At 35.8% G+C, this 24,710-nt stretch carries 22 protein-coding genes; 2 read left to right on the top strand and 20 right to left on the bottom strand.

The features are described 5' to 3' along the window. Positions 1–369: 369 nt before the first annotated feature. The 4 genes from MKX29_RS18685 to MKX29_RS18670 all read right to left on the bottom strand — a co-directional run bounded on the left by MKX29_RS18685 (position 370) and on the right by MKX29_RS18670 (position 4,679). Positions 370–1,863, bottom strand: coding sequence for a lmo1851 family serine protease (locus MKX29_RS18685; RefSeq protein WP_341107023.1), 1,494 nt, complete (start codon positions 1,861–1,863; stop codon positions 370–372). A gap of 498 nt (positions 1,864–2,361) precedes the next feature. After that, positions 2,362–3,219: a M15 family metallopeptidase gene (locus tag MKX29_RS18680; RefSeq protein WP_224937565.1), complete on the bottom strand. Its 858-nt coding sequence runs from the start codon at positions 3,217–3,219 to the stop codon at positions 2,362–2,364. A gap of 359 nt (positions 3,220–3,578) precedes the next feature. Further along, positions 3,579–4,280 (bottom strand): purine-nucleoside phosphorylase, encoded by a 702-nt coding sequence (gene deoD, locus MKX29_RS18675; RefSeq protein WP_095372899.1) that lies wholly within the window; start codon positions 4,278–4,280, stop codon positions 3,579–3,581. A gap of 90 nt (positions 4,281–4,370) precedes the next feature. Continuing rightward, positions 4,371–4,679, bottom strand: coding sequence for a YodL domain-containing protein (locus tag MKX29_RS18670; RefSeq protein WP_224937564.1), 309 nt, complete (start codon positions 4,677–4,679; stop codon positions 4,371–4,373). 185 nt (positions 4,680–4,864) lie between these two features. Here MKX29_RS18670 and MKX29_RS18665 point away from each other — a divergent pair, with 185 nt between their 5' ends. Beyond that, positions 4,865–5,743 (top strand): glycerophosphodiester phosphodiesterase, encoded by an 879-nt coding sequence (locus MKX29_RS18665; RefSeq protein WP_341107020.1) that lies wholly within the window; start codon positions 4,865–4,867, stop codon positions 5,741–5,743. Positions 5,744–5,817: 74 nt separating this feature from the next. Here MKX29_RS18665 and MKX29_RS18660 read toward each other — a convergent pair whose 3' ends face one another. Then, positions 5,818–6,000 carry a YozD family protein gene (locus MKX29_RS18660; protein WP_095372896.1) on the bottom strand — a complete coding sequence of 61 codons (183 nt, stop codon included), beginning with the start codon at positions 5,998–6,000 and terminating at the stop codon, positions 5,818–5,820. A gap of 148 nt (positions 6,001–6,148) precedes the next feature. Between MKX29_RS18660 and MKX29_RS18655 the strand changes: the two genes are divergently transcribed. Then, the gene (locus MKX29_RS18655; protein WP_157733954.1) at positions 6,149–6,319 is read left to right on the top strand and encodes a hypothetical protein; all 171 of its coding nucleotides are present in this window, start codon (positions 6,149–6,151) and stop codon (positions 6,317–6,319) included. Here MKX29_RS18655 and MKX29_RS18650 read toward each other — a convergent pair. The 15 genes from MKX29_RS18650 to MKX29_RS18580 form a co-directional block, all read right to left on the bottom strand. Further along, on the bottom strand, positions 6,294–7,010 hold the full coding sequence (locus MKX29_RS18650) for a hypothetical protein (RefSeq protein WP_095372895.1): 717 nt from the start codon (positions 7,008–7,010) through the stop codon (positions 6,294–6,296). The two genes, MKX29_RS18655 and MKX29_RS18650, sit on opposite strands and share 26 nt — an antisense overlap. A gap of 351 nt (positions 7,011–7,361) precedes the next feature. Further along, a complete protein-coding gene (locus MKX29_RS18645) occupies positions 7,362–9,077 on the bottom strand; it encodes a SulP family inorganic anion transporter (RefSeq protein ID WP_341107018.1) in 1,716 nt (571 codons plus the stop codon). Positions 9,078–9,171: 94 nt separating this feature from the next. Continuing rightward, positions 9,172–11,052, bottom strand: coding sequence for an alkyl/aryl-sulfatase (locus MKX29_RS18640; protein WP_341107015.1), 1,881 nt, complete (start codon positions 11,050–11,052; stop codon positions 9,172–9,174). A gap of 48 nt (positions 11,053–11,100) precedes the next feature. Continuing rightward, entirely contained in the window at positions 11,101–12,690 is a 1,590-nt protein-coding gene (locus MKX29_RS18635; RefSeq protein ID WP_341107013.1) for a class I adenylate-forming enzyme family protein, read from the bottom strand. 27 nt (positions 12,691–12,717) lie between these two features. Then, complete coding sequence (locus tag MKX29_RS18630) at positions 12,718–13,887, bottom strand: acyl-CoA dehydrogenase family protein (RefSeq protein ID WP_341107010.1); 1,170 nt, start codon at positions 13,885–13,887, stop codon at positions 12,718–12,720. 78 nt (positions 13,888–13,965) lie between these two features. After that, positions 13,966–15,471, bottom strand: a complete 1,506-nt coding sequence (locus tag MKX29_RS18625; RefSeq protein WP_341107008.1) for a tripartite tricarboxylate transporter permease — start codon at positions 15,469–15,471, stop codon at positions 13,966–13,968. 28 nt (positions 15,472–15,499) lie between these two features. Next, positions 15,500–15,952 (bottom strand): tripartite tricarboxylate transporter TctB family protein, encoded by a 453-nt coding sequence (locus MKX29_RS18620; RefSeq protein ID WP_251161846.1) that lies wholly within the window; start codon positions 15,950–15,952, stop codon positions 15,500–15,502. Between the two features lie 71 nt (positions 15,953–16,023). Continuing rightward, positions 16,024–17,043 (bottom strand): tripartite tricarboxylate transporter substrate binding protein, encoded by a 1,020-nt coding sequence (locus MKX29_RS18615; RefSeq protein ID WP_341107005.1) that lies wholly within the window; start codon positions 17,041–17,043, stop codon positions 16,024–16,026. Positions 17,044–17,080: 37 nt separating this feature from the next. Beyond that, on the bottom strand, positions 17,081–17,887 hold the full coding sequence (locus MKX29_RS18610) for a GntR family transcriptional regulator (RefSeq protein ID WP_224937554.1): 807 nt from the start codon (positions 17,885–17,887) through the stop codon (positions 17,081–17,083). 683 nt (positions 17,888–18,570) lie between these two features. Next, the gene (locus tag MKX29_RS18605) at positions 18,571–18,789 is read right to left on the bottom strand and encodes a YozE family protein (RefSeq protein ID WP_095372886.1); all 219 of its coding nucleotides are present in this window, start codon (positions 18,787–18,789) and stop codon (positions 18,571–18,573) included. A gap of 68 nt (positions 18,790–18,857) precedes the next feature. Next, positions 18,858–19,148, bottom strand: coding sequence for a YokU family protein (locus tag MKX29_RS18600; RefSeq protein ID WP_251161849.1), 291 nt, complete (start codon positions 19,146–19,148; stop codon positions 18,858–18,860). A 10-nt stretch (positions 19,149–19,158) separates the two neighbouring features. Continuing rightward, entirely contained in the window at positions 19,159–20,574 is a 1,416-nt protein-coding gene (gene ablA / locus MKX29_RS18595; protein WP_095372884.1) for a lysine 2,3-aminomutase, read from the bottom strand. A gap of 207 nt (positions 20,575–20,781) precedes the next feature. Beyond that, the gene (locus MKX29_RS18590) at positions 20,782–22,206 is read right to left on the bottom strand and encodes a sigma-54 interaction domain-containing protein (RefSeq protein WP_341107002.1); all 1,425 of its coding nucleotides are present in this window, start codon (positions 22,204–22,206) and stop codon (positions 20,782–20,784) included. A gap of 75 nt (positions 22,207–22,281) precedes the next feature. Then, entirely contained in the window at positions 22,282–23,142 is an 861-nt protein-coding gene (ablB, locus tag MKX29_RS18585; RefSeq protein WP_341107000.1) for a putative beta-lysine N-acetyltransferase, read from the bottom strand. Positions 23,143–23,212: 70 nt separating this feature from the next. Beyond that, complete coding sequence (locus tag MKX29_RS18580; protein WP_251161852.1) at positions 23,213–24,634, bottom strand: aldehyde dehydrogenase family protein; 1,422 nt, start codon at positions 24,632–24,634, stop codon at positions 23,213–23,215. Positions 24,635–24,710 lie beyond the last annotated feature (76 nt).

The following is a 24,710-nucleotide window of genomic DNA, read 5'->3' as shown; positions in this document are numbered from 1 at the left end:
CCTTTAAAAAAACATCAGTCTTTTTCAAATAAATTCGTCAATCGAAATAAATATTTTAAATTTACACTAAAGCTCAACAACTAAAGCCTCCGTTTGCTATTTTCTATTTAGTGCTAATCTCGGGTTATCTGAATGACATGTAAACCCTCTTTTGCGAGGCGTTTCACTTAATTTGTCTTTCAATGAAGCGTAAACTCATCATATTCTCTCCCAGCCTGAAAATTAACTGTCAAAACTAACATCTCTCAAAAAAAAGAAGCATATCATTTGTTGATTTTGATTAAAAAAAGAAGCGACCTTAACCCAATAAATTATAGGGGTAAGGTCGCTTAAACGATTTTCATATGTTGTTTAAGTAACTAGAATGAGTTATTTTTTCATTTCTTCTTTTAAAACTTCTATTGCTTTTTTGATTTGGGTATCGTTCTCTAGTAGTTTTTCACGTAAAGCTTCCATTAGTTTCACGGTTGTTTCACCTTCGATGACACCCGTTTCTTCCAATTTATTATCCTTTTGGAATGCTTTCACTGCAGCTTCTGTCTCTTCATCAAAGAATCCATCATTTTTATCAAGCTCATAATCCAGTGCCTCTAACATCTGCTGTGCTGCCTTAATTTGACTTGATGATTCCGATTTTTTTAATGGTTTCTCAGGATTAATATAAGGCAAGGAAGCATATTCAGGCAAGGAAACTTCATAATCAGGCTCAATACCTTTTTCATGAATCCAATTTGCATCTGGCGTTAACCATTTTTCTGTTGTAAATTTCATATTTGAGCCGTCAGTAAAATCTTGAGCACGTTGTACAGTTCCTTTACCAAATGACTTTTTACCGACTAGACTTACATCAGCTGATTCATGAACGGCAGCTGCTAATATCTCAGAAGCACTAGCACTACCTTCATCAATAACTACGACTAGAGGCGTCTCCATTTGCTTTCCATTAGGAGCTTGCACGGCCTCCCTATTTCCATTACGATCTTCAATTTGGAATAAGATTTCTCCCTCAGGTACAAATAAGCTCGAAATTTCAATTGCTTGATCTAATAATCCGCCAGGGTTTTGTCTTAAATCTAAAACTAGACCCTTCATTCCTTTTTCCTCTAAATCGCTTAATACATCAACGAGTTCTTGCGCTGTATTTTCAGAAAAAGAAGTAACCTGGACTTTAGCAATATCATCTTCTAACATTTCGCCATATACCGTTTCAAGAGGGATTGTATCTCTCGTAATTGTTACATTCATCGGTTCATTGTTACCACCACGACCAATTTCCAGTTCTACTTTTGAACCTTTTTCGCCTCTTATTAATAGGACTGCTTCTGAAGAACTCATTCCTTGCAAGCTCTTTCCATCAACAGATACAATTTGGTCATTTGGTTGTAGACCAGCATCTTCTGCAGGTGAACCTTTTAATGGTGAAACAATGACAATTTGTCCGTCTTGTTCTGTAATTTCTGCGCCAATTCCTTCAAAAGAAGAGGAGATGCTTTGATGGAAATTAGCAGCTTCATCTTCATTCATATAATCAGAATATGGATCATCTAGAGAATCTAGCATCCCATTGATGGCCCCATTAATTAATTCACCCGAATCAATTTCTTGGAAATAATTTTCGTTCAATGAATCATAGGCTTTATATAACTTTGAAAATTCACTTCTTTCATTCGTTCCTACATTTACGGCCTTCTCGTCACCGAAAGACAATGCTAATGTGGTGATTCCAGCTGTAACAAAAACAAGGATGAATACAAGCATAATAAACGGGAATAACTTCATTTTTATTAGCTTAGGCTTATCCTTTACTTCTTGTTTTTCTTCATCATTATTTACTTCATTAGACAACCCTTTCACCACTTTCATCACTGTAAGCTGTGATGCTTACTCAAGTTTAAGATTTTATATTGGCGTTATCGGTATCAATAACTATACTACTGTACTGAAAATTATATCTTATTTCTTTGGAAAAGAGGAAGAATTTTCTTATGTATTCCTTTCATCTTAAGAATTCAAGCTTCTTTTATTATGTATCGATTAAATGGGGAAAGTCTCCTTCTACAAAGTGAATCTCATTTGTTCACTTCTAATTTCCCCAAACCCCACATAATCATTACATAAATGATGAAAGGAGAATGAATGCATGATTCCTGGTATATTACTATGGTGCTGTTTTGCTTTATCTATTATCTTTCTTATCTCAGGAATATTTAATCATTCTTATGGTCAAGCATTATTAAGTTTCGTTTTATTCCTGCCATTGAGTTGTTATTTATTTCGTATTGATCATTTTTTTCAATACTTTTTTCTTTTCCCTATTATTCCATTAATCGCTTTTTGGTACATTTTTATGAAGAAGCGTACTTAAATTTCTTTTACCGACTCAAAGTATTCTTCTAATGTTAGATCTTTCTCAAAAATGACTTTCGCTGCTTCTTTTCCAACATAGCGAAAATGCCAAGGTTCAAATTTGTATCCTGTTATTTCTTCTTTTCCTTTTGGATAACGTAAAATAAATCCGTACTTATGTGCATTCTCTTTTAGCCATTTACCTTCTTTTGTATCTTCGTAATCTTGTGTTAACGTGTAATCGACTGAAGGACTTGAAATATCCATCGCTAATCCTGTTTGATGTTCACTACTTCCAGGTAGAGCCACTGCTTCTGAAGCTTTTTCCTCACCTACGCTATTTACCTCTGCTTGGAAAACTGCTTCCTGCCGATCATATGAACGATACCCAGAAACAGCAAATAACGCTATATTTTCTTTTTTAGCTGCAGAGAATAATTCTTCTAATGCATCTGCGGCTTCTTTTCTAAGGTAACTTTTCTCAATATCTTGATCTCCGAAAGAATATTCAACATCTGCACGAACAAGGTCTTCAGGAGCATAATCTGCCGGTAAAGCAAAGTCTTTATTCACCATTACCATCAAGTTTGTTGGGTTTGCTATTGTTGGTTTTCCATCCACATCTTCAATTTGATTAAAAAATTGAGAAGCTAATGTTAGGTCATCTTCATTTTGTTCATCTTGTTCGGGAGGTTGTTCAGTTGGATTGTTTTCTGTTTCTTGCTGATTGTCCTCTTCTTTTTCTACAGGCTCATCTACTGAAGTTGGTTCCGAATTAGATAGAAAAGGTATTTTTTCTAAATAAGGATCTAATTGACTGCAGCCTCCAAGAAAAAGAGCAACTGTAACTGTTCCTGCAAGTACTTTCTTCATTACTTTTCCCCTATTCTCTTTCTTTATGTCAACGTCTATCATAACACTTTATATGATAAATTGCGAAAGAAGAGAAAGGCATAGTCTATGAACCTTACTATTAGTGATTCTACCAATAACAAATGAGAAGAGGACCACTTTAAGTAGCTACAGATCACTAGAGAAACGAGGGAAATAACAATTCTTATCTTAGTAAGAGAAGTGACTAACACATTCAGCATGATTTAAGTTTCACCGAGAAGATGTCTTTATAAAATACATCCCTTCATACGGATGATACATTTGCTTTAACTTTTACCTTAAGGTAATAGAAAAGCGAGTGACTATGAAAAAAATAATCACTCGCTAACATGTACGATTTATGAAATTGCTGCTTCTAATGCTACTTCAATCATTTCATTAAAAGTCGTTTGTCTTTCTTCAGATGTAGTTTCTTCACCAGTAATAATGTGATCACTCACTGTAAGGACAGAAAGAGCTTTTCTTGCATGCTTAGCTGCTAACGTATAAAGTGCTGCTGTTTCCATTTCGATAGCAAGAATTTGGTACTGTGCCCATTTTTCATGTTCAGCATTATCATTGTAGAACATATCAGCTGTAAAAACATTCCCAACTTTCAATTCCAATCCTTTACTTACTCCACTGTCATAAGCTTTGCGCAATAGATCGAAATCAGCTGCAGGTGCATAATCAACTCCACCAAAAGTTAAACGATTCATTTGTGAGTCCGTGGAAGCAGTCATCGCAAGGATCACATCTCTTACTTTCACATCTTTTTGGATGGCTCCGCATGTACCTACACGGATCAGGTTTTTTACATTATAACTATTAATCAGTTCATTCACATAAATAGAAAGGGAAGGAACGCCCATTCCCGTACCTTGAACAGATATTCTTTTACCTTTATAAGTGCCTGTATAACCAAACATATTGCGGACTTCATTATAGCACTTTACATCTTCTAAAAAGTTTTCTGCAATATATTTTGCTCTTAATGGATCACCTGGTAGTAAAACTGTTTCTGCAATTTCATGTTCTTTTGCTCCAATATGTACACTCATCATATTCCTCCATCTATTAATCGTTCATTATCTAAAATATAGCATAGGATGAGTGATGATGGAAATGAAAAAGGAAGAACATACATTTTATTACCTAACCATTATTCGGTTCACTAAGGCCCAACCACCCGACTTTAATTGATAATAATATTGCCCTCTTCTCCCTTCATCAATATATAAAATATCTCCCGTTGATAAAAATCTCCCTTGGAAATCAAACGGCATGCGATCAAGGACATTAAATTGCTTAAATACATTTGATAAACATTCTTCATGATTTGCACCTCCAATAAGTGTTCGGTAGACTTCTCGATAGCCCCGTGTTTCTCTATATTTTGGAGTTTGAAAAATGGTAACATCATATTCTTTTGTTCTTGGTTTTACAAAAGTCTTGATCATATATACCCCTCCAATAAATGATTATTTTAAACAATATATTAGCTTTTTCTACGTTTATTTCCTTCAAAGAAATTCGCCTATTTTTGTCGATTAAAGAAAAATTTTATTCTGAAAACGCTTACAATTTTATTTTTCTTTCATAAACTAGTATTAAACATAGTGATGGTACAAAAGGGAGGGATAATTTGAAACGAGAGAAGATTCAATTCCATAAATTCTTTTTGTTGTTTGTTTGTATTTCCATCATATGCAGCTCATTACATTGGCTATTCCCATACAAAAACTATACAAAAATTGCACATCGTGGAGACGTTGCTTCAGCACCTGAAAATACAATGGCCGCCTTTCATTCTGCGCTAAACAATGGTTTTGATGTTATCGAATTAGATATCCATTTAAGTAAAGATAAAAAAATTGTCGTCATACATGATTCATCTGTTAACCGGACCACAAATGGTGAAGGTTTAGTGAGAAATATGTCAGTATCAGAGTTACAAAAACTCAATGCGGGCGGTTGGTACAGTCAACGTTTTTCTGAAGAGAAAATTCCATTATTACAAGAAGTGTTAGATGAGTTTGCTGGAAAGATCGTTCTGTTAATAGAAATAAAACCTGGCACAGAAACTCCAGAAATTGTAGATCAATTGGCAACTCTGCTAAAACAAACTGTAAATGCTGGTGTCCCTGAAAAAATGTTACAAATCCAATCCTTTCATATTGATACATTACAGCAATTTACACAACGCGCTCCTGACTTTCCCATTGGCCTTGTCTTAACCGCGCCTATTAATCTTATTCAAATGTATACGTATAAGACAGAAATTAGTTTTTTATCGATTCATTATACGAATTTAACACATTCATTCATTCAACAAGCACAACATTATGGATATACGATCTATGCCTGGACGATAGTTACCCCATCACAGTTCAAGCAAATGCAATTATTAGGTGTAGATGGAATTATTTCGAATAGCTTGGAGCGGAGAGAAGAGAATAGATATTATGCATTTCTACAATCATTTATAGAAGGTCATAAACTATTAGAAAGATTCTTTGTATAAATATAAAAACCCAATCAACTATAGCTCCATAAAGGAACATGAATAGTTGGTTGGGTTTTTGTTTATCTTGTTTCTTACTCTTCCGAATCAAAACTTACATCTTCATCGATAATACACTTTTTGATTAAGTATTCAAATGTAATATCAGCTAATTCATCTACTTCTTGCTCTACAGGAACGAACCCTCTTTTAGTCAACTCATGAAAGAAAAATTCAGCAATTTCTTCAGTATCAATAAAAACTTCAATTTCCTTCATATGCGACTCCCCCTTTGTACAAATTGTATGTGACACATTAATGAAACATGCAACATTTCAATAGAAAAATATTTTTTTATTCTTTTGTCATTAAATCTAGTAAAAGTACATAAATATTTTCTATCACTAGTTTTGAAAGGTTGATTAGATGGAAAAATTCACAGCAGTCTGCGATCGTTTTGTAGAAGATATAAATAATGAAGAAGGAAAATGTCTACAACTATTTGATCGATTATTACATTTTTTATTCATCGCTGTTTTACTAGTAGGCATTCCTGTCATGTCAGTGGCAATTATTCAACTGTTTCATCTTTTGTAAGATTAACTTTTTTTACTTTTGTTGTGATGGTTTCTAGCTTTTTCAAGATGATTTTCATTGCTTTTTTATATTCTTCATCTTGAAAAAAGTTGTACAAAAAAGAATAGTCATTATATATGTCTAGCAAACCATCTATGATTTGTTTCTCTTCGTTAGTACGATCCATTAGATTTGAATCAACATCTTGATAACAAACATCCTCAGAATTCTTTATTTCGTTCAATGCTTGTTGGTTAATAAGAAACAACATCCCTAATTTTTCTATAAATTCGTCAGCCTGTTCGGCATCAGATAATAAGGAAAGTTCCTCTTCACCAGCCTCAAGCCACTCTCCGTCAGATATTCGAGATAACTCATAAATGACGTCTTCCCATGCATCTTCCTTATAACGCCAAATCTCGGTACGGAAGCCGACTACTTTAAAAATCTCAGTACCATATCCTTTCACTTGGACAAGGTCCCCAAAAAAGTATTGGTACTCAATATCTACATGCTCCTTATCACTTACATCTCCTTCAAACTCTGAAAGAGGCTGTAAACTTGACTCCAAATAGAGACCATCACTTTTATTCACTTCATAAACATACATACCATCAAGCCATTTTACATCTGTTACTTTCCCTACCGTTCCATAAATTGTAATCACGACTGTATCACCAACTTCATATTTCGGTTTTTTACGATTAACCATTGCCCTCATCCTTTCCAATATAGTCGTGACTTTTAATTAAGATAGTATATGCATGAAAAAGCATTTTCGCTCGTATACAGGGCCGTCCAAATTTTTTTAGGGCAATCTTCATCATATGTTTATTTACGCAAAAAAACTGAATAAGATTTTACCTCACTCAGTTTTTTCTTCTTCATCTATTTTGAATTGCACTACTACCTATTTGTTATCTACTTCAAGTTTATAACCTTATTACCATTTCTATTTTTCTTATCTTTTGTTTCTCAGCGTCTAGGGCAAACAAAAGAAGATTATACTGTTTTGATTAAAGTCCATATTTAATTAGCCTCTTCACATGTGATGAACAGTCTTTCACCTCATATAGAGAAAAGAATCACCACTTTCTCGTTGAGCATAAAACTTTATTTGTTTATCTTCAAGTAATTGTATTATAGAGAAATAACTAAGCTCCTTGGCAAACTTCTTTGTCCATCCTGCTTTTGCTGCCGTATCTCTGATTGGTCCTTTCATACCGACAAAGTATAAAGAAATCTCCTTTTCTTGTTTTAATTGTTCTATCATTTCTTCTAAAGATTTAAAAGAGTGTGCATCTATATCATTTACTCCCGAAAAATCAACAATGACTAATTTAGCATTAGGTTTTATCAATAAAAGCTCATTTAATTTATACTCTAAATATGAAATATTTGAAAAATGTATAGAAGAGTCTATTCGTGCGATAATCAAATCATCTCGCGTTTTTGCATTTGGAAATCGTTTTATATCTCGAAATACTTTCTCCTTTTCTAAATATCCCATTTCTATGACCCTAGGTCTAGATATCTTAATTAATAAAATGCTGAAATTAAAAACAACCCCAATAACTATTCCCCATTGAATGCCAATAACTAATGTCGCAGTAAAAGTAACTAACCAGCTCCAACCATCAACTGCCTTTATATTAAACCATTTCCTTATTTGCTTGAAATCTATTAATTTATAGACCGCTACAATGATAACTGCAGCTAATACTGCATTAGGCAGATAATAAAAATAAGAAGTAAAAAATTGGAGGGCGATTATAACGAGTAAGCTTGTAAATATGGATACCATTTGTGTAACTCCACCACTTTGATAGTTTACTGCACTTCTTGAAAAACTACCGTTAATTGGTAATATCTGAAAAAAGGACCCGAAAAAATTGGCAAATCCTAAAGCGGTTAGCTCTCGATTAGGATTTATTTTATAACCTTCTTTTTCTGCAATTGTTTTTCCTATAGAAAGTGACTCCATAAACCCTAATAGCGCAATGGTAAGTGCAGGAAGGATTAATTGCCTAACTGCATCTAGCGTGATTGTTGGAAAAACCGGAATCGGCAAGCCACTTGGTACGCCTCTCACAATTTGAACACCTCGTTCATGTAAATCAAAGGCATAGACACTTATAATAGAAAAAACAATCAATAGTAACGCACCCGGAATTCTAGCATTTATTTTTTTTAGTACAAGTAAAAATACTATGCTGCATCCCCCAATCAAAAGTGTTAAAAAATGTATCTTCGGAATCCCATTGACTAAATCTATAAATATTAAGTGTATTTGTAGGTAAGTTCCTAATGTTATTCCCAATAAATGCTTTAATTGACTTAATCCAATAATAATGGCAGCGGCAGAGGTGTAGCCTCCCAAAACCGACGGAGAAATATAGTTAACAATCCTCCCCATTTTCAACACAGCTAAGAGAAGCTGAAAAACCCCAACCATCAAAGCTAAAAAGATTACAAGAGTGATATATTCATAGGTGCCCGGTTTTTCAAGTAAAGATACGCCTGAAAAAACCAGTAATGAGGTTATCGCAGTTGGTCCAACGGATAAATGCCTAGAAGAAGCAAATATTGCATATATGATTAATGGTAAGGTTGATGCATATAGACCCATTATTAATGGGAGGCCCGCTAACATCGCATAGGCCATTCCTTGGGGGACAAGCATGACAAAAAGAGTCATTGCTGAAATGAAATCTTTTTTTAGTGTTTGTAATTTGTATGATCTAATCGAAATGAAAGGATTATATTTTTTATCTAACATATCAACCTATCCTTTTTGAGCTTTCTATAAATGAGATTAGAGAGATACCTTGGTACTGCCTAAGATAAGAAATAGGGCATTTCTGCCCTATCCATTAAGGAGTTACAATATTTATAAACTGATCAAAATGATCGAGTAGGTTTAAAAATTCATCCAATTTTGTTTGGTCTCCACATAATTCTAGTTTGTTTGAAGTAACGGCTTCCCTTGGGTCAAGGATTCCACTTACTATCGCATAAAATGTTGCCTTATTACTAATGAAGGAAAGATCTGGATTATCATCTAGTTTATTTCTCTTATTTAATACACAATTTTCGAGATAAATGGTGTATTTCTCCTCTTCATCTGATAGAGAAACATTCATGATTATTTTTTTATCTGCTGCTTTCGGACCATTTAATCTTACAGAAAGTAATTTAAAGAATTCATCAAACGGCATTTTAAGCATCATGCCCGAATGACCTTTTGCTATTGCTCCCTTCTTCCTAGTCCCATTTCTTAGTTCTGACGCACCGATAAGATAAGCGTTACGCCAATTAGCTGATTCGGCCTGATATCCTAATTGTTCAAAAGTGTCTGCTAATAACTCTTTTGCTTCCTTATTATCTGGTTCTGCCATCGCTACATGTTTTAATACTTGAGCAACCCAACGATATTGCCCGTTTTCAAAATCAGCTTTCGCTTGTTTGACCACATGAGCAGAGCCACCCATGTAACTGACATATTTTTGACCTGATTCAACTTGCGGAAGTGGATCCAAATCAGAAGGATGGCCACTATAATATCCTAGATAGAAATTATAAATCCCTTTAGAATTATGCTTTAAAGTACCATAGTATCCTCGATTACCCCAATATTGGTCCAACGGCTCAGGAAGCTTGAGCTCTTCTGCTATTTCTTCCATTGTATACCCGTGATTGGCTAGGCGAATGGTTTGATCATGGATATATTTGTAAAGGTCACGTTGTAACACTAAATGTTCAAAAGCTTGCTCTTTTCCCCATACTGGCCAGGCATGTGCCATGACTAATGCATCAATCTCTTTACTTATAGAAAGATCGATGGTTTTATCGATTGCCTTCACCCATTCTAGCGTATCGCGAGTTTTTGCCCCTCTAATCGTATAAATTTGATGCATTGTTTTATTAACATTTTCTGATACAAATAATACTTTGTAATCCTGAATATAAAAGTGCATTTCTGCAGGTGCTTCCGTATTTGGTGTTAACAGGAATTCGAAGTTGATACCATCTATAGTTAATTGCTCAATCTCCTCTTTTATTTCTCTATTGGGCATTTCAAAACCATTACCTGAGTGGAAAACAGTTCCGATGCCTGCGGATAAAAACCCTTGTTCTCCCACTGGTAACCCTATACCAAACTGATAGGATGCACGCCTAGACATTATTGGACCTAATAGGACATTTTCACTGAACATCTCTTGTGTAAAATGTTCAGGGACAATAATTGGAATTGTAGATGTTTCAGCATATTGAAGAATTGAATGTGTACCCCCAAAATGGTCAGCATGGCTTTGGCTGATGATAATTGCAGTAACTGGCCTTTTAGGTCGATGACTAAAATATAATTCAATGGCCGCATCTGCAGCAGAGTTACTAGATGAAGTATCAATGACAATGACTCCGCTTTTCCCTTCAACAAAAATCACTGTAGCTAACGAAAGTCCGCGAACTTGATACACACCTTCAACGACTTTATAAAGACCTGATTTTGCCTGTAATTGTACATTTCTCCACAAGCTTGGATTTACAGTATCAGGAGATGGCTGATTTTGGATATTTAAATTTTCTATCCTATTTTCACACGGAGCAATTAGACCCCTATCTGCATCTTCAAAATCTTGCTTGTTTTCAAAATCTAGAGATTCGAAAAAATCCTTGTTGGCTTTTTTTGTTACAGGAGTAGCATTCTTTGGGAGCTTGGATAAATGACTTGTCGGAACAGTACCTGACATTTAATATACCTCCTAGATTAAGGGATGAGATATGATTTCTCATACTTTTTAATTTATTTGTCTTTCTTTATCTTTCCAGAAGTCCTTTTTCAATTCCTTTTTATCAATTTTTCCTATTTGAGTTAATGGTAAATTTTCTTTAAAATAGATTTTTTTAGGAATCATATAACTAGACGTCCTTGCTTTACAGAACTCAATAATTTCTTCTTCGGAACACTTCTCCCCATCGCGTAAAACAACAAAAACTGTTACTAGTTCGCCCCAATCTGGGTCAGGTACGCCTATACATGCACTCATAACAACTGCAGGATGTTGATTAACAACTTTTTCAACTTCAACAGAATAGACGTTCATTCCACCTGAGATGATCATATCTTTCTTTCTATCAACGATATACAAAAAACCTTCTTCATCGAATTGTCCAATATCTCCTGTATGAAACCAGCCATCTTTGATTGCTTCTAATGTTAAATCGGGCCTTTTATAATAGCCTTCCATTAAGTACGGAGATTTTAAAATCACTTCTCCTTTTTCGTATGCTTTAACATCTTGACCTTCCTCGTCTATTATTCGAATCTCGGTCATTAAACAAGGTTTTCCACAACTCTGGAGAAACTTAGCCCCTGTCTCTAATGCTCGTAAGTGATCGAATTTGTGCATCCTTGTGATAAGAACGTTCGCTTCAGTTGCTCCATATTGCTGAACAAATACCGGTCCAAACAGCTCCATCGCTTCTTTTAATCTTTCGGAAGAAATTGGCGAAGAACCGTAGTGAATGCTTCGTAAAGAACTAACATCGAATTTCACCTTTTTCGCTTTGTCGATGATTCTGTAAATGATGGTTGGCACCGTGAATGTAACTGTAATCTTTTTGTCTTGTACCGTCTTTAAAAATGTGTCCGGCTTAAAAGTATCAATATAAATATGCGCTCCACCAGCTAAAGCCCGTAGCATTAAACTTCCAGCTGAATGCTGAAGCGGGGTCGTCAATAACACTTTATCGCGATCATCCATTGGAAACTCTATGAAGCTTGCAATAAGTGCAGCAGCTTTCCCTCCTTGAGAGTGCATAACACCTTTTGGTCTGCCTGTTGTCCCCCCGGTATAGGAAATCATAGAGATATCCTCCGGTAACATGTCTGGGAATGACGACACATTTTCGACCTTTTGAATCTCTTGTCTGCTTACCGTAGTAAATTCTTCAGGGTATTGTAGATTAAAACCCGCCAATCCTATTACTTTTACGGATTGATGCTGCTCTTTTTTATCATTTACATATTTCAATACTGTTTTCATATGCATTTCCGTTGCCATAATGACAAAATCCGTATCAGAATCATTTAAAATAAAGTCAACCTCACGAACGCCTAACTTAACCCCCATTGGAATTGAAGTTGCACCGCAGCGAGCAACAGCTTGGCTAAATAGAACGAATTCTATACTATTTGGAATAAGATAAGCAACGTGCGACCCTTTTTTCACACCTAAACGGACTAAAAAACTGGCAATTTTGTCTATTTCTTTACGTAATTCACGGTAGGTTAAGGTTTCATTTGTTGACATGAATGTTACTGCAGGATGTTCTTCAAATCGTTTTAATGCTTTATTCATATAACCTTGAATAGTCTCTATACTCATCAGAATCACCTATCCTTTATTTTATTTTTACTTTGTCTGTAACAATTCTTTCGCGATTGTATTCCTCTGAATTTCAGAAGTACCAGTTAAAATTCTAAACATTCTTACGGTGCGATACATTTGTTCAATTGGATGGCCCTTCAAAAGCCCCTGGCCGCCGTAGATTTGCACGGCTTTATCCAACACACGTCCAGCCACTTCAGATGTAAACAGTTTTACCATTGAGGCAGTTGCTCGATTATCATCGCCACTCTCCATTCTGTCGACAGCATCGTACACCATACACCTTGCTGCATAAATTTCTGTCGCCATATCAGCTAGCATATGTTGAATAGCTTGAAACTCACCGATTGACTGTCCGAACTGCTTTCGTTCATTTGCTCTTTCAATCGATAGATCTAATGCTCTTTGAGCCACCCCAATATATGTAACACCCCAAATGGCTCGATTTTGACTGATCCTTTTTATTCCAAGTAAAAATCCTTTCCCTGATGCTCCAAGAATATTTTCAGAAGGTACTCGACAATTATTAAAAATCAGTTCACCTGTTCCACGTTCTCCTGAAATGGGAATTTGTGTCTCACCTAATTCATAACCCGGTTTTTCATTTGTTTTTTTATCAACTAAAAAGGCCGTTATGCCAGCAAATTTTTCTTCAACGACTTCTTTGCAGATGACAATAGCAAAATCTGAATACGGTGCTGCACTAATAAAGTGCTTGATACCATTTAAAATGTATCCATCTCCATCTTTTACGGCTGTCGTTTGGATTGCTCTTGCATCTGAACCTGCTCCTGGCTCGGTTAAAGCGAAACAGCAACTCGTTTCCCCTCTAATTAATGGATTGACATACTTCTCAATCTGTTCTTTTGTGAATGATTCAAGCATCTGCCCGATTCTTAGGACACCGCCTTTTTCACCTAAAACAAATCCCCATAAAGCAGACCCTGACCGAGCTAGTTCTTCTTTCAGTAAACATAACTCTTTTAAACTTACATTTTGACCACCATATTCGTGTGGTAGAGTAATCCCATAAAAACCTAATTCAATGGCTCTATTTCTCACCCATCGAATAGCTTCGTTCGGAATGACCTCTTCCGTCTTAATATTCATTGCTTTTTCATATGGAAGCAGCTCATTATAAATAAAGTCACGCATTTTAGTTAGTAATTCTTGTGATTCACTCGTTATCACCATATATACTCCCTCCTAATTATGTGTAGACATCTATATACATCTTATATAAAACCAAACGATGACGATTCCTAATTCTATTTACATGTTTTTAGAAGAAGAATCTATTTCTGTTTTATTTTTCCTTATATGTGGAAGTACTAGAACGATAGCTGTTGCTATTAGGAAAAATAGTGAGATCGGGCTTTTAAAGAATACGGTTAAATCACCTGTGGCAGTCAAGATTGCTTTCCTAAGATTATCCTCAAGCATTGGTCTTAAAATAAATGCAAAAAAGAACGGTGCTAAAGGGAAATTCGTTTTTCTAAAAAAATATCCAAGCAGTCCAAAAATAATCATAAGCCAGATATCAAAAAAACTATAATTAATCATATAAACACCAATAAAACAAAATGCAGCAATAAATGGAACTAGGAACAGTTCGATTTTTTGGATTAAAAAGGCAAAGGCTGGCACAAAAGCAACGTTTAATACTAACAGCAATACATTTGCAATGAAAAAGCCTGCAAAAGATGCCCACACGATGGTTGAAGAATTTTCAAATAATAGCGGCCCAGGCTGTAAGCCAACCATAAGGAGTCCCCCCATCAATATGGCTGCAGAAGCGGAACCAGGTATACCTAAAGCAAATGTAGGAATAAGTGCACCACCTACTGACGCATTATTGGAAGCTTCTGGACCACTCAATCCAGCAGGGGCACCTTTTCCAAACTCCTCAGGTTTCTTCGACAGTTTTTTCTCGACAGTATAAGACAAAAACGTGGATAGAAGACCACCGGGTCCCGGCAAAACCCCTACGATAAATCCGATAATTGATCCTCTTATCATCGAACCCGTGTTACTAACAACCTCACTTACTTTTGGAAATAAAGAGGAGAATTTTATATCTGTCTTCATCCCTCTTGTAGTTACTTTCTCTTCAAGCCTAAACAGTACTTCTGAAATACCGAAAAGCCCAATACCGATGACAGCGATATTCATTCCATCCCATAATTCCACAAAGCCAAAAGTTAAACGTTCCTCACCTGTAACCATATCTGTTCCGATAGTTGATAGTAATAGTCCTAACAATGTAGCGATAATTGGTTTTAATGGGTTTTTTTGCGTTAACCCACAAGCTACAATTAACGTAAATAAGATGAGTGAGAAATATTCCGTGGGTCCAAACATGAGTGCATATCTAGCAAGGATGGTGGTTAAAAATACCATACCCGCAAATCCAAAAACGCCCCCAACAAATGAAGCAATCGCACTTAATGTTAAGGCATACCCGGCTTTTCCTTTTCTCGCCAATGGGTAACCATCGAATGTTGTCACAATGGCGCCACCATCACCAGGTACGTTGATTAAGATTGAACTAATCCGTCCCCCATACATCGATCCTAAATAAATACTCATTAATAAAATTAAAGAACTTAACTGGTCCATCTTAAACGTTAAAGGTAACAGAAGGGCCATGCCGGTAATAGGACCCAAGCCAGGTAATGCACCGATGATTGTGCCTAAAGTTACACCAATTAAACACCACAGCATTGCTTCTGGACTTGAAAGCATCGTTGTAAATCCAGTTAATAATTCCGATAACAAAATCTCACCCCCAGAAATCAATTATTTTTCATCCAAAAATACCCAATGGCAGCGGACTATCTAACCACAATTCAAAAATCAAATACATCAAAATCAAAACGACAATGGTAAAGGTAAACGCTTTAAACCAAGGTATTTTCTGTACAAATGCTAAAATGGTGAACATAAAAACCCCTATACTTGCTAGCATTCCAATGAAGTACGATAATCCAATCGTCACTGCAAGAAGGAGGATAAGGAAAACTTGTTGAAATCGGATTTTTTTATCCACTTCTTCTTCTGACTCTTTTTTCTTTAGTCTCATTACCTGAATAAGGTGGAAGCAAAGAAACAGGAATATTAATATGGAAATGATTCGTGGAAAAAAGCCTGCTCCAACCGCTCCCAGATTAGTCGAATATACTGGTAAACCAAACGACATGATGAGAAAAACAATACTAATAAACAATAAAAACAAACCAAAATAGCGCTCAACGAACATACGAAACCTCCTTTAGAGGAATGATAAATGATATTGAATTGCTTACTTTCAAATTCTTTTTAAAACTGAAATTATTTTTCTAAATCTTCCAAATATTTTTTAAACTCCACCCCTTCTTCTTCAACTAATTTTGTATATTCTTCTGTATTTAGATAATAAGGAGACAAACCTCGGTTCTTTAAGAATGTTTTCCAGTTATCTGTTTCAGTCATTTTCTTTAGGTTTTCTGCCCAATAATTAACAACCTCAGCTGAAACGTCTCCACCTGTCCATATTCCTGTATATCGATGGAAAGCAACCTCCACTCCCGATTCCTTTAAAGTAGGGACATCTGGTAAATCTTTGGAGCGTTCTTCTGAAAGGACAGCTAACACTCGCACTTCACCTGTTTTGATATAGTCATTAATTAATGGAAGTACACCTAAGGTTGTATCGATTTGGCCACCGAGTACAGCCGTCAAGCCTTCAGAAGCCCCTTCCATTGGAACGAAGTTTAATTTATCAATGCCTGCCCCTTGTTTGATTAGATCCCATTTAAAGGCTTCACCACCATCAATTGGACCGAGCGTACCAATCGTTACATCTTTTTCCGATTTTAATGAACTTAACAACTCCTCTATCGTTTCATATGGAGAGTCTTTATGGACATAGATAAATAGTTCACTAGTAGCCAGGGAAGCAATGGGTTGAAAATCAGAAAACTTTAAACTAAGTCTAGGGTCCCAACCTGGGCCATATTCAGGAATCACTATTAACTTGTAAGGATCACTTTTTTGCCTCGCTAGTTCTTCACTTGCTATACGACCTCCAGCGCCTGTTTTATTTGTGACGACAAAAGATTGTTTTATTATCTCTGCATCATTAAAAATTTGTGCTGTTGTACGCATAATTAGGTCTTGACCACCACCAGGAGCAAAACCAACAAGTGCATCAATAGATTTATGAGGATAATTCTCTGGTAAGCCATCATTTTCTCCTTTTGCTTTTTCAGACGAAGATGCAACATCTGATGAATTACACGCAGATAAAACTAGCATTACTAATGTAACTAGCAAAACAACAACGAATGAACGCGCTTTCATTTTTTTCATATTAAAATATTCCCCCCTAATTTTAAATTTATTTTTTTCAGTAAATTGATAACATCTCTAAAGTTGGCTTATCATTATTATCTTTACTGTTACTTCTAATGGTGAATTGATAACAGTCTGTATTTAGATACATGAGCCCTGCTACAAGAGGGGAAGCATCTTTATAGTAAAATACTCTGCTTAATGTCATTAGAGGTTGGTTATTAGGGACGTTTAGCCTATTTGCTATTTCCTTCGTAACAGGACGTACCCCTATTGAACATCTTATTTCCTCAAGACCTAGCTGAGAATTATCTTTGCTTGTTTTTAATAATGTACTTAATGGTTGGTCCTCCACTTCTTCAATCATCTCTTCTGTAAAAACTAATTCAGGAGATAAATAGGTAATGTTAAAAGCGATCGGCATATCTTTTAAGTAAAATATTCGGTATATTGTACGTATCTTAGTATCCATCGAACATTCTAGTGCTTCGGCAATATTTTTTGAAATCTTTTCTTCACCGTATTTAACTAATTTTATTTTCACATTTAGACCTTGACCTGTTAAAGTTTCATAAAACCCTCTAAAGTTTTGCACGTCCAATACATCGTTCATAATGTCCGTCTGAATGATTGGAAATTTAACATACATACCTTTTCCTTGTTGAATGATAATTAGGTCTTCTTCCAATAAAAGTTTTATTGATTTACGAACCGTTAATCTGCTTACCCCATATTCTTCCGTTAATTCATGTTCACTAGGTAATCTCTGACCTGGCTCAAAGATGTTATTCTCAATCTTCCTTTGAAGGTCTTGAGCAATTTGTTTATACAAAGGGATATAACTTTCACGATTAATAGTCATCATAACTCTCCTCACATATATACATGTATATAGATGTTATATATAAACTTAAAAAAAATATTCTTTCGGGAAAACTCTTGAGATAAGTTCTATAATAAGTTTCATTCACCCTTAGTTTAAATTCCCACCTTCTTTTACGGTATAGAAACTTCAAACTCCCCCATACATTTATACATGTATGTAGACGTTATATAACAAGGTAAAAAATACTAATCTATTCGTCTTATGATTAGGGTATGGCAAACGGGCGTTTAGACATCAACCTATTCCTACAGCCTTTTTCTAAAAATATCTCTTTCCTATCACCCCTCTTAACGAAGATTTGGGTGTATGCATAGCTTATTAACTAACATTTTATTAAAACTATTTGTAATTGTCAATTTATTCTTAATATTATATTTGCATTTATTATGAGTCAATCCATTAAATAAACATGTCCTTCACTTCTTATGATGATTATGGTCCTTGATTCTATCAAAGATATTATGTTACTTGCTCGGGGTATAAAACATGGTGGTCATTACCCAAGTCAATGATAAATAAAAAGCACCTTTAGGTAGATTGTTTTACGTATCTACTCTATAAGGTACTTTTAAATTTACTTCCTACTTTCTTATATGAAACGTAAGTCTACACCATTGTTAATAGAATCATAGGAGAAGAAATTGGGTAATACTAAGCATTTATCCCTTATGATTATATAGTTCCCACGCTTCATCAAAGACAGTCATCGTTGCTAAATAAGATCCGTTTAACTCAAGGTAAGAACTGATTTCTTGATAGTTCTTAGACATTTTAGGAAAACTATGATCAAGGTAAGCATCGTTTGCAAAAATACTTATTTCATCCTTTGGTTCAGGATGGCGGTAGGTCATTAAAAAATGATAAAAAGATTTTGCCATCGTACCAACTTCCTTTAATCCGTTTTTCTACATCATGAAGGAAAGTTAATAACAAATCAAGCATTAGGTTAATCTAAATGAGAGAAATCAAAATAATTTCTCTTAAGCAATCGTGGTCTAGCCATCAATTCAGCAAAAGAAATCTCCTTATCTATTGTTTTCGTATCAATTAAAAAAAGTTGATCTTCAATTTCTTTAACTTGTTCATCAGGTTGATATTCCATATCACAGTCTTGGCACAAAATAGATGGTGTTTGGGTAATTTCTATTGCTTTTGTGCCATCTGGGAGCTCCCAAAACACACTGGCTTTTGTCTCTTCAATATGCTTACTATCACACCATGTACAATGGCTTTGCATTGTTATCACCTCACTCATTAGAAGCTGCCGTTTCCGACTCTGACCTTTTCTTTTGTTCTGCTTGGTATTTCTTTTCTTTTAACTCGTCACGTTTTTCCCTACGATTCTTCAAATTACTATGAGATGGATCATGGTCATAATTATCACGACGATTTAATCTTGATAATCCTTCTGGGACAAGATTAAATGCTTCATCATTCAATAGGCCCGCAATACCTACTTTTGATTTCATATCTTCCATATCTCCATATACACCTTGGAAATAATCATCAGCTTTACCTGCGACATAGTTTTCAGGCTCTGGATAAGTCGTAATTACTCCCTCAAAGTTTCTTAAGACTACTTTATCAGCACTTTGTGAGATCAAGTAATTCGGCTGAAGAGAAATTTTCCCTCCTCCTCCTGGCGCATCGACCACAAAGGTTGGCACAGCATATCCTGAAGTATGACCTCGCAAGCCTTCAATAATCTCTAACCCTTTTGAAACAGGTGCACGGAAATGGCCAATCCCTTCAGATAAGTCACACTGATAAATATAATACGGCCTTACCCTAATCTTAACTAAGTCATGCATCAGTTTCTTCATAATTGCTACACTATCATTGATTCCTGCCAAAATAACTGATTGATTACCTACTGGCACACCAGCATTTGCTAACATTTCACAAGCCTTTTTCGATTCTTCAGTAATTTCAATCGATGTATTAAAATGGGTATTTAACCAGACTGGATGATACTTTTTCAAAATATTACATAGATTCTCCGTGATTCTTTGCGGGAATACGACAGGTGCTCTTGTACCAATTCTAATAATTTCCACGTGATCAATTTCTCGCAAGCTTTTTAAAATATACTCAAGTATTTTATCGTTGATTAATAGACCATCTCCTCCAGATATGAGGACATCACGAACTTCAGGTGTGTTTCTAATATACTCAATTGCATCATCTAATTGTTTCTTCGGCACACCCATGCCAATTTGACCGGAAAACCTTCTCCTTGTACAATAACGGCAATACATAGAACATTGATTAGTTACTAAGAAGAGGACACGATCTGGATAACGATGAGTCAATCCAGCAACAGGCGAATCCTCGTCCTCATGAAGTGGATCTTCCAAATCATATTTGGTTTTATGAATTTCTTCTGAAATGGGTACAGATTGCATGCGAATCGGACAGCGTGGATCATCTTGACTCATAAGTGAGGCATAATAAGGTGTAATATTCAATGGAATGGTTTTCGTTGATATTTTAACCCCTTCTTCTTCTTCAGGCGTTAAATCAATAACCTTTTTTAAATCATCTAACGTTCTTATCGTATTGGTTAGTTGCCATAACCAATCGTTCCATTTTTCCTCAGGTACGTCTTTCCAAAGTTCGATATCCTTCCAATGCCTTTTTGGCTTATACAAAAACTGTTTCACATGATTTCCCCCTTCAAAGTAGTCGTCAATTTTATTATGCAAAAGCCATGCCAACTATTTCATTCTAAGAATAAGATATGCGAACACCTACACAGTGGATACAAATGGAGGGAACAGCTAATAGAAGGGCTTTTAAAAAATGGTGGTCATAAAAAAATGCCGATTATTCGGCACTTTAAGAAGAACATTTATTATGTCAAAGCTTAGTCATCCCATATCATCTTTAGCACCTGATATCACTTCAAGCCTTTGTAGTTTATATTGAAGCGTTTGCCTTGGAATTTGTAACAATTTAGCTGCTTTTAATATATTTCCCTCTGTCTGGTTGATGGCTTCCTCTATTAATTGGTTCTCCAATTTGGCTAAAGCGGGACGCAGGGCAAAGTCAGTTTGTTTAGTAGTGTCTTTCTTTTCTTGTACATATTGTTTAAGCATTAGAGGGAGATCTTGAATAGTCAGGACTGATCCATTACACACATTCATCATATATTCGATCGTATGCTTAAGTTCCCTGACATTTCCTGGCCATTTGTACTTGAAAAAAAACTGCTGTACTTGTGGGTCTAGACCAGTAATATTTTTTAAAAATTGCTCGTTATATTGCTTAATGAAATGTTCAGTTAAGAAAACAATGTCTTTTTTCCTTTCTCTTAAAGGTAATAATTCAAACGTGAGTACATTTAAACGGTAGAATAAGTCTGCTCGTATGTTCCCTTCTGCTAGGGCAATTTGAGGGTGAATATTCATTGCCGCAATGACGCGAAAGTTCACATATGTGTTTGTTGTGCTTCCTAATCTCCTCACTTGACCATCTTCTAACACACGTAATAGCTTCGCTTGTAGCTCAATAGGCATCGCATGAATTTCATCTAAAAATAATGTGCCTCCATCAGCCAACTCGAATAATCCTGGCCGATCCATGGCACCAGTATAGCTTCCTTTCGTTGTCCCGAATAAGACACTTTCTAATAAAGATTCTGGAATAGCAGCACAGTTTTGTGCAATAAAGGGAGCATTTGCCGAGAGTGATGCATCATGTATTCCTTGAACAAATAATTCCTTTCCGCTTCCACTTTCCCCAATTACAAGCATCGGTGACTGTGAACGCGCTAGTTTTTTTGCTTCGTTTTTTACCGCTATCATTTTCTCATCTTCTGTTAATAAGCTATCAAGGGTATATTTGGTTGCATGTGAATGACTTGTTGCTGATTTTCTTTTACTTTTTACTTTTGATCTTAAATCAATCAAACTATCATTCAGTTCTTTAATTCGCGAATAATCTTTCGCAATTTCAACCGCACCAGCAACTTTCCCATCAAGCTCGATCGGTAAAGTAGTATTGACGGTCTCAATCTGTTTTCCATATAAGTTCACATAACTTTGCTGTTCATTGATCATTGGTTGCTGAGTTTGCATGACATTAAACAATGTGCTCGTATTTTTGTTTAACGAGGGAAAAACGTCTAAAAGTGGTCTTCCTAACACTTCTTCTATTTTTAAACCATCATGTTTGGCCGCTATCTCATTGTAGTAGATCGTATAGCCATGTTGATCAACAACATGAATCCCTTCGTCTATGCTATTTAAAATTGCTGATAAGACCTCTTTAGAAATACCGTACTCGCTTGTCAATCTCATTCCCCCTCTATTCCATAAATACAGATGAGGTGCCGAAAATTTGTCATACACTGCCAACTTTTGGGCAAATTATTTTAAAATCGTTGTTGATAAATCTTTTACCCAAACATTCATATCCTCGAGTTTATTAAAAATATAACAATTCTTTCCTAACCTTCCACGATAGACGTAGTCTAATTGGTGTAGGGCTGCGTTCATACCAAAAGATAAAGAACGAGCAATCGAATAAGCACAATAGATTCCATCATTTGCAAGTTCCTTCTCTAATCTCTGTAATAACACTTTCATTAGTCCATGCTTACGATGTTCCACTAAAGTAGCACAATCCGTTAGCTCTGCGTTTTTATACTCATTATTTACTTCTGCTGAAGCAGCGCTTACAATTTCATCTGCATAAACATAACCAAAATAAATCGTACCATCATTCATTGTTTTCTTAATATACTCGGGGTCATGAAGAGGCGTTGGATATACTTCAAATATAGCCCGATAAAGTGTAGCCAACCCTTTGGCATCATTTTCTGTCATTCTTCTTAATTGATAGTCTGCGGGTGGGATATTTATTTGAAACCCCTTTGACAATTTAGAAACATTTTCAACAATCTCATCTTCTTTTATCCAGTCATCACTTCTTCTTCTTTCTGTTTGATAATACTTACAGAAAAAGAATAAATCAGACCCAAGAAAATAGCGATTTATGGTAGCTTCACATAGAAAACCATTCTGTATCAGCGTTTCAAAATCCTCCTTTCTTGCTTTAATTATTACCTTTTCAATCTCATGTTCATCGGAAACTTCAGTTATTTTTTTTATGATTGCGCACATATCACCACGATAATCATCAATCCTTATTCGTTTATTATAGAAATCCTTTACAACGTCCATTACGTAATGATTTGTACACAGTTTTTCCTGTATGATTTCTACCATTTTTCGCCCTCCATTATAGAAAAAGCCCGGCTTTCGCCGAGCCTTCATATTCTGTTACTCATTTGGTTCCCTACTCTAAGCGAAAGCTTACTAGTTTCATTTCAGTCATTTCTTCCACCGCATATTTTATTCCTTCTCTACCTGTTCCACTTTCCTTCACGCCTCCATATGGCATATGATCTACTCTAAATGTTGGGAAATCATTAATCATCACACCGCCAACGTGCAGCTTTTTCGCAGCCTGAAACGCTCTTTGCAAGTCATTTGTAAACACACCTGCTTGCAATCCATATTTAGATTGATTCACCCAATCAAGTGCAGTATCAAATGAAGCAAACTCATTAATATGGACGACAGGGGCAAAGGCTTCCTCACAAGAAACTTTATCATCCAACCTTGTATTTAATAATACAGTTGGTTGCAGTACACCCTCTTCTTCTCTTCCTCCATATGCTAACTCGGCACCATTCCTTATCGCTTCATCAATCCATGCTGAAGCCCTCACTGTATCGTCTTCAGATATCAAAGCTGATACATCTGTTCGGTCATCGAGGGGGTTTCCTAAATGAAGCTTTTTGGTTTCAGCGACAAAGGCTTTCACAAAAGAAGCAAAAACATTTTGATGAACGAAGACTCTTTGTACGGAAATACACACTTGACCTTGAAAATTATAAGCTCCAGCAACAATCCGAGGTACGATTCTTTCAATATTTGTATGTTCATCAACAACTACAGCTGAATTGGATCCTAATTCAAGCGTCACCCTTTTTAAACCAGCATTTTCTTTAATTGATTTTCCAACTGCAGGCGAGCCCGTAAAAGTAATCATCGCAATTCGTTCATCACTGGTGAAAACATCGCCGATTACACTCCCGCTCCCTGTAACAACATTGAGCGCACCTGCTGGAAGACCTGCTTCTTGAAACATTTCGGCGATTTTATAGGCTGATAGCGGAGTTTGACTTGCTGGTTTAAGCACAACAGCATTTCCAGCTGCAATTGCAGGACCAACCTTATGAGCAACAAGATTCATAGGAAAATTGAAAGGGGTAATCGCAGCAATAACCCCAAGTGGTTCGCGGACGGTGTAAGCCACCCTTCCCTCTCCTCCTGGAGCCGCATCCATAGGGATTGTTTCACCTTGGATATTCCTTGCTTCTTGAGCGGCAAATCGATAGGTCATAATGGTCCGCTCTACTTCTGCTAATGCCGCTTTTATCGGTTTGGCTGCTTCTTTTGCAATAATCTCAGCACAATTTTGTTTTTGCGCCTTTAATTGTTCAACAACTGATTCTAATATCTCTGCTCTTTGATAAGCAGGCATTTCTCTCATTTTTTTCGCCGCTTCATTTGCTGCTTCTATCGCCTCTTCTACTTCATTTGATGAAGCTTGAGCGATTTCTGCTATTACCTCTTGGTTATAAGGACTTTTTAGTGCTTTTAATGTTTGCGTATTTTTATGTTTTCCGTTAATCCATAATAATTGCTGCATCTAAATTGCCTCCTACTAATCTTTTAATAATGTTTGTTTATCTATTATTTACCCTACTGCAACCAACAACTAACCT

Source organism: Cytobacillus sp. FSL R7-0696, from assembly GCF_038006865.1.
Classification (GTDB): domain Bacteria; phylum Bacillota; class Bacilli; order Bacillales; family Cytobacillaceae; genus Cytobacillus; species Cytobacillus kochii.
The sequence above is the reverse complement of the archived record's forward strand: the minus strand, read 5'-3'. Positions and strand labels throughout refer to the sequence as shown.